The sequence below is a fragment of the Faecalibacillus sp. genome (assembly GCF_047023275.1).
Taxonomy (GTDB): Bacteria; Bacillota_I; Bacilli_A; order Erysipelotrichales; family Coprobacillaceae; genus Faecalibacillus.
The window spans coordinates 44,494-58,244 of the sequence record NZ_JBKYAR010000002.1; the positions used below are offsets into that span (position 1 = coordinate 44,494).

Here is a 13,751-nt window from a genome sequence, read left to right on the forward strand (position 1 = left end):
ACCAACATTTATCTTGGGTTAGGTTTTAGTATTAAAATCTTTAATTTCCAAGCTTTTATGTTCTTCTTTTAAAATATAATTTAAAGAATCATCATAATTTAAATCTTTCATTTTATTCTTTGTATGTTGTAACCAATAAATCACTTGTTCAATTAATAAATGAGGTGTCAATAAATCATTTACTTGTACCTTTGTATAATAAAATAACATAATATTATCTCCTTTAACTACTATCTTAATTTAAGCATATATTTTAATAATAAAAAAGAACTATCTTTTAGATAGTTCAATAATAGGTATATTTTGAAATTCTTTTTTTAAGATTTGATTGTCTATTAAAGATAATAATTTTGATGATTTGATTTCTAAATCTAAAGCAGGATGTTTAGCTGAAGAAAGGTTTGTGATTAAGGAATAATCACATGTTTTTTTGATTGTTTTTAAATAATTTTGCCCTTTTTGATTCATTTTTAAAATATGAAGGTAATGAATTGGAAAACAGTTTTTAATTTCTTCTTTTGTATTATTCATTAAAATGTGTAAAAGCATTCTTTGAATTCTTGTTTTTGTATAACGTTTACTTGTTAGAAGATTGACAAGTTCATCATAGTTATTGACTTTAAAAATGACTTTTTTTAATAGGTTTTCAATGCCTTCATCAACAAGATGAATCTTTTTTAAATCTGTAGGGCTTTGAATAATAATTTGATATTTTAAATAATCAAAGAAATCATTTTGATTATAAAGAAGATTATAATAAGACATATCTAATAAATAATCATGAACATCTTGTTTTTCTTTTAAAGCTTTACGCAAGGCTGTTGCAGAAGCTATTTTTGTAAGAGAGGTATCATGATAATCATTGGATCTTTTAATACAATGTAAAGTAATAGGATAATCATTTTCAATGACTTCTTTAACATAACCTAATCCTAATAAATCATTAGGTGTTTTTATGCTTTTATTTAATAATAAACTTAAAGCTTGATTACAGGCATCAGGATAACGTAATCCCTTTTTCATTGCCGTTTTAACATATTGGTTATAAGTGTCAGGATGATGTTTAATAGCGTAAGCAATTTCTTTAAATATATCAATATCACCACATTCACTACCAAAAACTAGATCAGTAATTCCTATATGGTAAAGTAAATCAATAGCCCCTTTACAAAAATAATCAGCACTTTGTATCGTATAAGCAAAAGGGAGCTCAATGACTAAATCAATACCATATTTAACAGCTAATTCACTTCTTTTAAATTTATCAATGATAGCAACTTCTCCACGCTGTACATAATTTCCAGACATGATAGCAATCGTTAAATCTGGTTTTACAATTTCTTTAGCCTTTTGTAAATGATAAAGATGTCCCGTATGAAAGGGATTATATTCAACAACAATTCCTAATATTTTCATAAATGATAGTCCTTTTGTTTAATGGTTTTAATAACTTTAAAGAAAGTTGAAACAATTAAAATAGCAGTTGCAAGTGCAAGAGCTGTTCCTACTGTTTGAAAAAGAGAATCAAGAAATAAATCTTGATCATGTGAAATTAAATAAAGCATTGTTTGATAAATTCCTTTACCAGGGACAATAGGGAAACAACCAACAACAATAAAAATAGTTGCAGGAGCTTTACATATTCTTGCCATTATTTCACTAAATAAAGCAACAACGATCATTGCACATAAATTTGACATAATATTACTTAAATAAGGAATTACTAGTAAATAAACGATCCATCCTAGCATTCCACCAAGAGATGCTAAAAGTGCATAAGGTAAATGACGATGTACTCTAAAAACAAAAGAAAATCCTAAACATCCTAAAAAAGCACTTAAACATTGAATTACTTGTTCCATTAAATCAATCCTTTCAATAAAATACGCATCAATCCAACTCCTAAAGCAATAGCTGTTGCAATAAAAAAAGCTTCAACTAAACGTGCTTGACCGGAAACATAGTTTCCATCAATAATATCTCTTAAACTATTTGTAATTGCAATTCCAGGAGTTAAAATCATTAAACAACCAATAATTGTTGCATCTAAATTATAAATCAAATGATAATGATAAAACAAAATCGCTAAGATTGTTAAAAACATACTTGTAAGTGTTGTACGCATTAAAGCATTAATGCCTAGAATTTCATTGATCCACACAAAAAAATACATTAAAAAACCAATAATTCCAGCAATAATTCCTTCTTGAAGTCCTCCGCCAAAGAAAACAGCATAACCACCTGCTCCTAAACCATACCCTAAAAAAACAAGAGGCATAATAGGATGTATATTATTGATATCTTTTATTTGTTGTTCAATAAAATCATTAGAAGGTGTTTCATCACAAATTTGTCTAACAAGATTATTTAAAGAACAAAGAGCATCTAAATTTGTACGATTTTGTAAAGTCCTTTTAGTAAGTGAAGTACTTGTTCCATCTTGAAAAGTGACACTCATTGTAAAATAAGTAGGTAAAGCAAAGACACCTATATCTTGAAAGCCATAGCTTTGACACATACGTTCTAGACTTTCTTCTACACGGTAAATTTCTGCTCCATTTTTAAGTAATAATTTACCGATTTCAGCAATATTTTTTATTAATAATTGTTCATTCATTTTTTTATTTCACCAAAAGTTAGTATAACAATTATTGAGTATTTATGAAAGAAAAAAAGTACGTTTAAAAGGTATTTTTCAAAAATATAAAAACAGATTGCAAAGATGTAAAAATTAGGTATAATAGCTTTGATAAAGTAGGTGAAATAAATGGAAAGATTACAAAAATATATTGCTTCAAGTGGTTATACATCAAGAAGAAAAGCAGAGGATTTAATTAGAGAAGGTAGAGTTTCTGTTAATGGTCAAGTTGTAACTGAACTAGGAACTAAAGTTAAATCTGGGGATGTTGTTTTAGTTGATGGAGAAGCTATTGTTGGTGAAAATAAAGTTTATTATCTTTTTTATAAACCACAAGGATGTGTTTGTACATTAGATGATGAATTTGATAGACCGAAAGTGATTGATTATTTTGAAGATGTTGAAGAAAGAATTTATCCTGTAGGACGTTTAGATTTTGATACAACAGGTGCTTTAATTATGTCTAATGATGGTGATTTTGCGAATATGATCATGCATCCAAGAAGTCACTTAGAAAAAATCTATGAAGTAACAATTAAAGGTCTTATTAAAGGTGAAGATTTACATCACTTAGAAAAAGGTGTTTATTTAGAAGGTAAAAAAACAATGCCTTGTAAAATCAAAGTTACTTATAAAGATATAGAACATAAAACAACAGTTTTAAAAATCAAACTTTATGAAGGAAAAAACAGACAAGTTAAAAAGATGTTTGAAAGCGTAGGACATCCAGTAAAAAGATTACATCGTATTTCTGTAGGATGTGTCAATTTAAAAGGATTACGTCCTGGTGAATATCGTCGTTTAAAACCACAAGAAGTAAAAGATTTAAAAAAATTAGTTGGAAAATAAAATTCGACATCATTTTTATGCATAAGTGCTTATACTAATTGTTGGTGATAGAAATGAGAGTACAAATTATTGATGATAAACAATTAAAAAACTGCAGTATTTGTGATGCAACAGATGAATGGGTAGAAAATATATGTGTTAATGGAATCGAAGGGTTATATTGTGTTAAGTGTGATACTCTTACATTGCATGAACCACTTCCTTCGAAACTTGTATATTTAGCTTTTAAGAAAAAATGTATGCAAATAAAAGAAATGAAAGCCAATAATCAGTTGACAATGTAAAATATTGTATTAGAATAAAAACGTAAATAAAAAAGCAATGATTTAGGATATGTTTTATAAATGATTTGATTTAGAGAAAAGGTGGTTGGTGAAAACCTTGAGAATGTTTATAAGATACTCCCTAATAGCTACACTTGAAAAAGATTGTCGTTAACTGCGTTAAAGTTTTGAGGCTGAAAAGCAAATTAAGGTGGTACCACGAAACTCTCGTCCTTTGGATGAGAGTTTTTTATGTAAAGGAGAAGGAAAATGGTAGATTTTAAAGAAAATGAACAATTAAATACATTAAATCACTCTTGTGCCCATGTTATGGCACAAGCAATTAAACATCTTTATCCACAAGCTAAGTTTTGGGTAGGTCCTGTTGTAGCTGAAGGATTCTATTATGATGTTGATTTAGGTGATGAAGTTGTTAGTGATGAAGCTATCGCTAAAATTGAAAAAGAAATGAAAAAAATCTGTAAAGATGGTAAAAGAATTGTTCGTCGTGAAATTTCTAAAGAAGAAGCTTTAGAAATGTTTAAAGATGATGAATATAAATTAGATTTAATTTCTAATTTAGAAGATGGAACAATTACTTGTTATAGCCAAGGGGATTTTACTGATTTATGTAGAGGTCCTCATGTTGAAACAGTTAAAATGTGTAAAAACTTTAAATTAATCAAACATTCTGGAGCTTATTGGAAAGGTGATAAAAATAATAAAGTTTTACAACGTATTTATGGTGTTTGTTTCCCAACTGCTGAAGAATTAGAAGAACATTTAAATTTATTAGAAGAAGCTAAAGAAAGAGATCATCGTAAAATTGGTAAAGAAATGGAAATCTTCATGGTTGATGATTTAATTGGTAGAGGTCTTCCAATGTATTTACCAAAAGGATATGCTATCTGGCAAAAACTTGAAAGATACATCAAACAAAAAGAAAAGAAATTAGGTTACTTACATGTCTTAACTCCTGCTGTAGGAACAGTAAACTTATATAAAACATCAGGACACTGGGATCATTATAAAGAAAACATGTTCCCACAAATGGAAATGGATGGAGAATCATTTGTTTTACGTCCAATGAACTGTCCTCATCATATGATGATTTATGCAAATAAATTACATTCTTATAAAAACTTACCAATTCGTATTGGTGAAATTGCTCATGACTTTAGATATGAAGCATCAGGGGCTGTTAAAGGTATTGAAAGAGGAAGACATTTCTGTCAAAATGATGCCCATTTATTCGTAACACCAGAACAAATTAAATCAGAATTTAAAGGTGTTATTGATTTAATCTTAGATGTTTATAAAGATTTCAATATTACAGATTATCGTTGTGTATTATCACTTAGAGATCCTGAAGATAAAGAAAAATATCATGATGATGATGAAATGTGGAATAAAGCAGAAAATGAATTACGTGAAGTAATGAATGAACTTGGTATTGAATATACTGAAGAAATTGGGGAAGCTGCTTTCTATGGTCCTAAATTAGATGTTAATGTTAAACCAGCCATTGGTAATGAAATTACATTATCAACTTGTCAATTAGATTTCTGTTTACCAGCTAAATTTAACTTAACTTATGTAGCTGAAGATGGAACTAAGAAAACACCAGTTGTATTACACAGAGCTATCTTAGGTTCATTAGATCGTTTCATGGCTTATATCTTAGAAGAAACAAAAGGAAACTTACCATTATGGTTAGCTCCTACACAAGTAAAAGTATTACCTGTTAAAAATGAATATCATTTAGATTACGCTAATGAAATCTATCAATTATTATTAGATGAAGGTTTTGAAGTAGAACTTGATTCAAGAGATGAAAAATTAGGATATCGTATTCGTGAAGCACAAATGCAAAAAGCAAACTATATCCTTGTTTTAGGTAATAATGAACGTGATGAAAGAACTGTTACTTATCGTAAACATGGTGAACAAAAAGCAACAACAGTTACTATTGATGAATTTGTTTCAATGTTAAAACAACAAATCAAAGATAAAAAATAATAAAAATGGACGATTACGAAATGAATGATTTAATTTCGTACGTCCTTTTTTTTGCATATGAAAAGGATACATACAAATTGTATCCTTTCAATAGTTAGAGGACAAATTCACATTCCACCTGGATTACGGTAAGTCATATGTGCTTGTGCTCTTGAAATTTCATAGTCTACACTATGAACATCTCGGGATAAATCATGAAGTTCTTTAGTTTCTAAGTAATTGTTTTTCCCTTTATTTTTTTTATTTTGAATAAATAGATAAAGGTTAATAGCAATTATAACAATGATCATTAATACAATTAAATAAATAAGCTTCATATGTATCACCTCTTTAATTTATTTTATTATATATATGTGGAAATAATGTGTATTTATCAATCCTTTTTATCTATATTCTTATGATAAAGGCATTAATTTAAGTGAACCATTTCTTTATCAATGAATATGTTAAAAGTTTTGTCTTATTTTAACCTAAATTAGTATACCTATTTTTGAGCATATATAAAAAGTCCTTATGCAACAAGGACTTTTATGCTCTATTTTGTAAGGAAGGGAACAAAAAAACACTCATTTTTGATATTAATGTTTTTAAAAGATGATTACAAAGAAATTCTAATTTTCAGCTACATAAAATTAACTTAATTTTCCACTGGCACTACATTTTAAAGTAACAGTCTTTGTTTGTCTATCTATAATATTTCCATTTAAATAGTAATGAGCTGTGGCAGTTGCTTTTGCAGTATTTCCACTTTTTGAACTAGATTTACTTGCAATTTTCCAACTAGCATCTACTACCGAAGTTGAAACACTTGCTGATGTGCAGCTAGAAGTACTTCCATTATATGTAAAAGTTCCATTAACTGTTACAGACCATAAAGTTTTACCCGATGAATTTTTACAATAAACTGTTTTACTGCCTTCTTTTGCTGAACGTGCAACGGAATTTATGGTAGTAACTATAGTTTCATAGTAATAGCCGTTTTCGTAATATATAGTGCTATAATTTTCTTCTAAAGCATATACAGTATTTATTGGTAAAAACAACATTAAAACTAATGTTAATCCTAAAAGTAATTTTTTCATATTATTCTATAATCTCCTTATCTTTGGTAATTTCTTCTTCATAATGTATAGGATACATATTATCTATTTTTTCTCTTTCTTTATTTACTACATATATTTCGTAACATGAAGCAGATGCTACAAATAATAAAATTAAAATACAAATAGTTGTAATCATGCGTTTAAGATTTATTTTTTTTAAGATATATTTTGTATCTATTGATTCATAATAGGCAATGACTACATCAATAGGTGTACCAAATTGTTCTTCTAATTCATGATAAGAAAGATTATCGTATTCATCAACTTGTTCTTTTAAATCATTTAAATATTTTTTTTCTTTATTACTATGAACAGGAAATAATTTATTAATATCCTTAAAATATTTTTTACTATCTTTCATAATGCTTTGTCCCATGAACAATTAAATCAATGCTTTGAACAAGATTATCATAATCTTGAGTAATTGATTCTAAATATTCTTTTCCTTTCTCTTCAAGATGATAGTAGACTCTTGCTTTGTTGCCTACTAAAATAGTGTTGCTTGTAATATATTCTTCTTCTAAAAGTTTATAAATAATAGGATACATAGTTCCATGTTTTGCTTCTATAAGATTATCAGTTCTTTGAGCAATTTCCTTAATCATTTCATAACCATATTTATCCTTTTCTTTGAGAATACTTAACAAAAGCAAATCAAGCTTGAATAAATAATTAGTATTTTTTGCCATAATATCCTCCAAAAATGAATTCATTCTATAGATATATTATATACGACATGACATTTATATACAATATGTCGAAAAACAAAATAAATACGTTGACAACATAAATGGATATGGTACACTTTGAGTAAGGAAAGCGCTTTCTTAGAAACAAAATAAAAGGAGGAAACAATTATGTTAACTTCAAATTCAGTTTTTTTATTAGACAAGATGAATGTAATGGATTATATAAATGGTATAAAATGCCTAGGTTTTTATCATGATGGATTTTTCCAAATAGATTTATCTGATAGGTTAAGAGATTATTGTATAAGAAGAATAATTAATAACAATAATAGTAGTAAAAGATATTTTTATGCTTATATTAAATCAAAAGTAACTGTTAGATCAAAAGTATCACATACTCATAAAGTTTTAGTAGAATCATAAATTTTATGAAGAAAATATTTACATGTATTATTATTATCGTTTCAGCTTTCTTGTTTTATGACATCTATAATAAATATCAAACTATACATGAGGATAATTTATACGGAATTGATTCGATAAATAATAAGTCTAATAATTTAGTTACTTTTGAGCAGACTATCTATGAAAATAATAAAGAATCTATAAATGATCTTTCAATCTTGGCTGATAAATATAAAGTTACTGTATTTAAATCGGATTTTGATGAAGAAAGAAGAATATATCAGTATTATCTTTATTCTCATGAAGATATTCAAGATTTATGCGATGTTATCGTAGATAAAAAAATTGATTTTGGTGATGTGAAACAAAAAAATTATTATTCTAATTTAGAAAAAAATAAAAATGTTGTTCCAATATTTTCGATGGGAAAAAATATGATTTTAAATATCAAACCCATATCATATTTGTATAATAATCATGATGTTGTAGGAGACTATTGCTTTATTGGTGATGATCAAGCAATAACATCATTTCTAAATGAATTAAATGTAAAATATCCCATAAAAGAAAGTTATGAAATGGATGAACATGGAAGTGATACAAATAATAATCAGGTAAGTATGAATACGACTATGTTTGTTGTCTGTGTTATTATATTTTTATTGATTATCGTTGGATGGCTGATAAAAAATAAAAAGACACATACGATCTATTATTTGAATGGTATAAGTGTAATAGAAATCGTAAAGGATCTGTACTTGAAGACATTTTTATTAGGAATGGGATTTTCTGTTTTGGTTCCAGCTGTTTTATTTGTTTGCTTTGTAAGAAAAATCAATGTTTTAACGAAGATGATGATATCAAGCTTATCTGTAATCACTCTACTGGAAATCATCAGTCTTATTGGAATATTAATCGCTATTACAGTTTATCTGTCAGTTCATTTTAAATTGGATGGTTTATATGGAAAGAAAAGTCTAAAGATTTTCTTGAATTTAAACTATATAGCCAAACTTGTATTTCTATTGCTTTTGATGCCATTGGTAGTGCAATATAACCAGATACTTATCAATGATTTTCAACATTTGCATTATGTTAAGTCTAACTATCAGGGGATAGAAGATTACATAAATATCTATACGATGGATTATCATTATCAAAATTTCGATTATAGTTTAATTGATGTCATTAATGGCAAGATGAATTCTACTATTCAAGAATATCAGAACTATTATGATCTGCTAGAAGACAATGGTGCTATTTCTTTTATGTGGCAACCATTTAAGGAAAATATTGATGAATATATTGTAAACTATCAATATTTAAAACATTTTCCAATGATGGATACAAGTGGGAAAAAACTCAGTATTGATTTAGATACAGATCATTGTTTTGTCCTTGTTCCTGAATCATTAAAAGATGTTGATATTCACCAGTTTTCACAGGAAAAAGAGATGAAGTTGGAAAAGGTCATTATAGATAATAAACAGCCTCATTTAAGAAATTTAGAAGCAAGTTATTGCGAAGAAACCAATGACAAAGCAATCTTATTTGTCTATGGAAAACGTTATCAAAGAAAAGATAGAAATCCCTATACCAATATCTATATAAAAAAGACGATTCATCAGGTTGATCAAATCGTCAAGGGAAGCCACTTTGAAGGAGCAATGAAATGGTATTCTTTAGATGACTATATAAAACAGACTGAATTACGTTCGCCTTATTATCTATTTAAAAATACGATTATTATTGTATTAACAGTTTTATTGATAATCATAATCCTTTATGAAAATTACTGTTTCTATGTCAAGTTAAACATGAAAAAGGTCATGGTCAAAAAGATCATGGGCTTAAACAGATGGATGATCTTTAAAGAGTTGTATTTAGAGTTGTTAGTGTGTTATGTACCGGTTTTAGTTTTATGTAGAGAATATATATGGGTTCCTGTATTATTCTTATTGTTTGATGGTTTATTACATATCTATATGACATATTATATTTATAATGTAAAGACGATCTATTATTTAAAGGGAGGATCATAAAATGAATGCTTTACAGCTAGAAAATATCAAAATGCAGTTCAATCAAAAAGTGTTGTTTGAAAACCTTGATCTAACAATTGAAAAAGGGACCATCAATACGATCATGGGAGAAAGCGGTTCAGGGAAATCAACCCTTTTAAATATTATCGGTCTACTTTTAAAAACAACAACAGGAACAATCAATATTCTTGACCATCAAAATGTAAAGTCTAATACCAGACAAGCCATGTTGATTTTAAGAAATGATATCAGTTATATTTTTCAAAATTATGCATTGATTGATGATGAAACAGTTTATCAAAATATAGAATTGGGGTTAAAATATACAAAGGAAAATCATCAAAAAAAGATCGAATCTATTTTAAAACAACTTCATTTAGAAGAGCTAAAAAATGAAAAAGTAAGTTCTCTATCAGGAGGAGAACAACAAAGAGTAGCTTTTGCAAGAGCTTTTGTAAAACCAAGTGAAATCATCTTATGTGATGAACCGACGGGTAATCTTGATTCAAAAAATAAAATGATTATTTTAGATTTATTGAAACAATTAAATAAAAACGGGAAAACAATTATTATTGTTACTCATGATCAGGATGTAGAGTCAATTGCTCATCATAAATATCGCTTAATTAATAAAAGTATTAGTGAATTAAATATATAAATATTAATAATAATATAAAATCCTACCAAATACTGGTAGGAATTTTTAATAAATTTACTTTTCATGATCAATAAGTATTTTTAATGTTTCATTACTTTTTGCTGCTTGTTTAAATGCTTGATCAATATCTTTTAATGGATAATGATGTGTAATGATTTTTTCTACAGGTGTTGATTTTTCATGAAGTGCTTGAATACATTGTTTAATATCGACATCATTGTAGGCAATAGAACCCATGATTTCCATTTCAGAATAAACTAGATCGAGTGGATTGAAGGTACTTTCATGATGATAAAGAGCAATAATAACAAGTCGACTGTTCATTTTTGCTATTTTTGTAACTTCTGGAATGATGGTATTTGCACCAGAAGTATCAATGTATAAATCTATATTTGCAACCTTATTTCCACCGAAATTAATTAAATCATCGCCATAAAGACCTTGTAAGAATCCTAATAGATTTCCTTCATTTGCGTTATAAGGGACAGCGCCCATTTCTTTAGCTTTTGATAAACGCCATTCATTAATATCAACAACGACAATGTCTTTAATACCTTTAGAAATACAAGCAGATAAAGCACATAAACCAATCATTCCTGCTCCAAAAATAACCACTTTTTCTCCAGCTTTAGCACGACCAACATTGACACCATGCATACCTACTGAAAATGGTTCGATAATAGCGGCTTCATCAAAAGAAACGTTTTCTGGCAATTCAAAAATGTTATAATCAAGTTTTGCATCTTGAATTTGAACATATTGTGAAAATGCACCACATTCATCGCATATAGATAAAGAAGATAAACCACAATCAGGTCTTTTTGAAAGACATGGATTAGGGAAAACACGCATACCTTTTTTTATATGGGGGTCTACTTTTGAACCTACTTGATAAACAATACTACTCATTTCATGACCAAATTGATTTTCAGGATAAATACCTGCATCATCTCCTCCATGATAATAGGCTCCTACATCTGTTCCACAAATACTGCCTTTGACATTTTTTAAAATAACATCATAATCTCCACATTCTGGCATTTCTATTTCTTCAACTGAAACATTTTCAATACCATGATAAATTGCACCTTTCATATAAATAACCCTCTTTTCTATAATTCTCTAATTGCTTGCCAAGCTTGATGGAAACATTCAAAAATCTTTTTAGCTTGACGAGCATCACCAATTTTAATGACTTTTTGAGCTGAATCTTTGAATTGATTACTGATTGTGTCATTTGATTTTAAGCCAGTTGCTGATACAAGCGTATCATAAGGAATTTCTACTCTTTCTTGATGAGCATTTTCATAAATAACAACATCTTCTTTTATTTCAATAACTTTACAAGAAGTTAAACATTGAACATGTGCAGCAGCTAAATGTTTAGTAAGTGAAATTTGACTTAATGGTTCATCTTGACTAGCAATAGCTGGTAACATTTCAATAATTGTAACATCTTTACCTTCATTTCCTAAATCTAAAGCCACTTCACTACCAACAAGACCACCACCGATAACAACAACTTTATGACCAATAGGAACTTCTCGTTTAATAGCAACATCAGGAGTGATGGCTTTTTCAATACCTGAAACTGGAATAGAAGTATAATGTGATCCAGTTGCGATAATGACTGCATCTGGATTAAGTTCTTTAATTAATTCAGGTGTTGCTTCAGTATTCATCATTACTTTAGTATTTGATTTTTTAACTTGTGTTTTTAACCAATCTAAAACACGTTTATGATCTTCTTTAAATGTTGGTTTTGTTGCTTCAATAAAGTGTCCACCTAATTCATTTGTTTTTTCGATAAGTGTCATTTTATGTCCCACTTCACTACCATATCTTGCTGCTTCCATACCAGCTACACCGCCACCAATAATGACAACGTTTTGTGAGTTATTTGTTTTAACAAGCTTTAATTCTTTTTCACGACCACATTGTGGGTTGACTTCACAACGAATAGGGCATCCTGAAAAGAATAAAGATACACAGCCTTCATGACCTCTACAACATGGTCGAATATCTTCTCTTCTTCCTGCCATTAATTTTTTAGGAAGTTCTGGATCAGCAATTAAAGGTCTTCCCATAGCAATAATATCTGCACATTGATCTTCCAATGCTTTTTCTGCTGTTTCAGGTGTTAAAGAGTTAACCACGATAACAGGGCACTTAGTGACTTGTTCTTTAATGACTTTTGCAAATGGTACGACCATGGCATGTGGTTCATAATTTGGTGGAATAATGTATTGTTCCATGGTTTCATAAATACCAGCGGCTACATTGATATAATCAACATTATTTTCAATGCTTTTAGCAAAAGCAGCAGTATCTTCTGGAGTTAAACCACCTTCAACACCTTCACTAGCGCTTAAACGATAACCTACAATAAAATCATTACCAACAGCTTCTCTTACTTTACGAATGATATTTTTAGGAAAACGTGCTCTATTTTCAGCACTTCCACCATATTCGTCTGTTCGATGATTTGTATATGGACTTAAAAAACTACAAATAAGATAACCATGAGCTCCATGGATTTCTACTCCATCAAAGCCTGCCATCTTAGCTCTTAAAGCGGCTGCCGCAAAACAATCTTCAATTTCTACGATTTCTTCTTTAGTTAAAGCACGAGGTTGTCTTTGGACGAATTTACAAGGAATAGCACTTGGACCAACACATTGTAAACCAGTAGCACCTGCACTTGCTTGTCTACCACCATGAGAGATTTGTAGAATAGCATCAGCTCCACCTTCTTTAATAGCTTGTGATACATAATAGTGAGAAGCAATCATATGATCGTTATACATCCCACTTGAAACTAAAGAACTACGACTTTCTTTATTATCAACAAAGGTATTTTCTACAATAACGGCAGCTGCACCACCTTTTGCTCTTTCACCATAATAGTCTGCCATTTCTCTACTTGATGAACCATCAGGATTACTTAAACGTGTTTCGCATGCAGGCATTACAATACGATTACGCCAAATATGATTTCCTACTTGAATAGGTTCTAATAACTTTTCATAATTCATTTTATTTTCCTCTTTCCTTTTTTCTATTTCTATCTTAACTTAATTAAAAA

The 13,751-nt window shown here is 28.7% G+C and carries 16 protein-coding genes; 6 read left to right on the forward strand and 10 right to left on the reverse strand.

The features are described from left to right. Positions 1–18 precede the first annotated feature (18 nt). From ACLVEP_RS01125 to ACLVEP_RS01140, 4 genes are read right to left on the reverse strand one after another with little or no spacing between them, the layout of a single operon-like run. Positions 19–210: a hypothetical protein gene (locus ACLVEP_RS01125; protein WP_412582250.1), complete on the reverse strand. Its 192-nt coding sequence runs from the start codon at positions 208–210 to the stop codon at positions 19–21. A gap of 60 nt (positions 211–270) precedes the next feature. Next, positions 271–1,416 carry a nucleotidyltransferase gene (locus tag ACLVEP_RS01130; protein WP_412582251.1) on the reverse strand — a complete coding sequence of 382 codons (1,146 nt, stop codon included), beginning with the start codon at positions 1,414–1,416 and terminating at the stop codon, positions 271–273. After that, positions 1,413–1,862, reverse strand: a complete 450-nt coding sequence (locus tag ACLVEP_RS01135; protein ID WP_412582252.1) for a threonine/serine exporter family protein — start codon at positions 1,860–1,862, stop codon at positions 1,413–1,415. Before ACLVEP_RS01135 ends, ACLVEP_RS01130 begins: the two co-directional genes overlap by 4 nt. Next, a complete protein-coding gene (locus ACLVEP_RS01140; RefSeq protein ID WP_317999781.1) occupies positions 1,862–2,617 on the reverse strand; it encodes a threonine/serine exporter family protein in 756 nt (251 codons plus the stop codon). Before ACLVEP_RS01140 ends, ACLVEP_RS01135 begins: the two co-directional genes overlap by 1 nt. Positions 2,618–2,767: 150 nt before the next feature. Here ACLVEP_RS01140 and ACLVEP_RS01145 point away from each other — a divergent pair, with 150 nt between their 5' ends. The 3 genes from ACLVEP_RS01145 (at position 2,768) to thrS (ending at position 5,769) form a co-directional block, all read left to right on the forward strand. Beyond that, the gene (locus ACLVEP_RS01145) at positions 2,768–3,487 is read left to right on the forward strand and encodes a pseudouridine synthase (protein WP_412582253.1); all 720 of its coding nucleotides are present in this window, start codon (positions 2,768–2,770) and stop codon (positions 3,485–3,487) included. Between the two features lie 53 nt (positions 3,488–3,540). After that, complete coding sequence (locus tag ACLVEP_RS01150) at positions 3,541–3,771, forward strand: hypothetical protein (RefSeq protein WP_318001206.1); 231 nt, start codon at positions 3,541–3,543, stop codon at positions 3,769–3,771. A 249-nt stretch (positions 3,772–4,020) separates the two neighbouring features. Further along, entirely contained in the window at positions 4,021–5,769 is a 1,749-nt protein-coding gene (thrS, locus tag ACLVEP_RS01155) for a threonine--tRNA ligase (protein ID WP_318001205.1), read from the forward strand. Positions 5,770–5,876: 107 nt separating this feature from the next. Here the strand turns inward: thrS and ACLVEP_RS01160 are convergent, their stop codons facing one another. The 4 genes from ACLVEP_RS01160 to ACLVEP_RS01175 all read right to left on the reverse strand — a co-directional run bounded on the left by ACLVEP_RS01160 (position 5,877) and on the right by ACLVEP_RS01175 (position 7,561). Further along, the gene (locus ACLVEP_RS01160) at positions 5,877–6,086 is read right to left on the reverse strand and encodes a hypothetical protein (RefSeq protein ID WP_412582255.1); all 210 of its coding nucleotides are present in this window, start codon (positions 6,084–6,086) and stop codon (positions 5,877–5,879) included. A gap of 315 nt (positions 6,087–6,401) precedes the next feature. Then, a complete protein-coding gene (locus ACLVEP_RS01165; RefSeq protein WP_412582257.1) occupies positions 6,402–6,851 on the reverse strand; it encodes a hypothetical protein in 450 nt (149 codons plus the stop codon). 1 nt (position 6,852) lies between these two features. Continuing rightward, positions 6,853–7,233: a DUF6120 family protein gene (locus tag ACLVEP_RS01170; protein WP_412582258.1), complete on the reverse strand. Its 381-nt coding sequence runs from the start codon at positions 7,231–7,233 to the stop codon at positions 6,853–6,855. Beyond that, entirely contained in the window at positions 7,223–7,561 is a 339-nt protein-coding gene (locus ACLVEP_RS01175; RefSeq protein ID WP_412582260.1) for a PadR family transcriptional regulator, read from the reverse strand. The genes ACLVEP_RS01170 and ACLVEP_RS01175 overlap by 11 nt, the downstream gene beginning before the upstream one ends. 168 nt (positions 7,562–7,729) lie before the next feature. On the opposite strand from ACLVEP_RS01175, the gene ACLVEP_RS01180 reads away from it, so the two are divergent. From ACLVEP_RS01180 to ACLVEP_RS01190, 3 genes are read left to right on the forward strand one after another with little or no spacing between them, the layout of a single operon-like run. Then, complete coding sequence (locus ACLVEP_RS01180) at positions 7,730–7,984, forward strand: hypothetical protein (protein WP_412582262.1); 255 nt, start codon at positions 7,730–7,732, stop codon at positions 7,982–7,984. Positions 7,985–7,989: 5 nt separating this feature from the next. Next, positions 7,990–10,008: a hypothetical protein gene (locus ACLVEP_RS01185; protein WP_412582264.1), complete on the forward strand. Its 2,019-nt coding sequence runs from the start codon at positions 7,990–7,992 to the stop codon at positions 10,006–10,008. Position 10,009: 1 nt separating this feature from the next. Next, the gene (locus ACLVEP_RS01190) at positions 10,010–10,666 is read left to right on the forward strand and encodes an ABC transporter ATP-binding protein (protein ID WP_412582266.1); all 657 of its coding nucleotides are present in this window, start codon (positions 10,010–10,012) and stop codon (positions 10,664–10,666) included. 54 nt (positions 10,667–10,720) lie between these two features. Here the strand turns inward: ACLVEP_RS01190 and ACLVEP_RS01195 are convergent, their stop codons facing one another. Both ACLVEP_RS01195 and ACLVEP_RS01200 read right to left on the reverse strand, forming a co-directional pair. Beyond that, entirely contained in the window at positions 10,721–11,761 is a 1,041-nt protein-coding gene (locus ACLVEP_RS01195) for a zinc-dependent alcohol dehydrogenase (protein WP_412582267.1), read from the reverse strand. 17 nt (positions 11,762–11,778) lie between these two features. Continuing rightward, the gene (locus tag ACLVEP_RS01200; protein WP_412582268.1) at positions 11,779–13,701 is read right to left on the reverse strand and encodes an FAD-dependent oxidoreductase; all 1,923 of its coding nucleotides are present in this window, start codon (positions 13,699–13,701) and stop codon (positions 11,779–11,781) included. Positions 13,702–13,751: the final 50 nt, after the last annotated feature.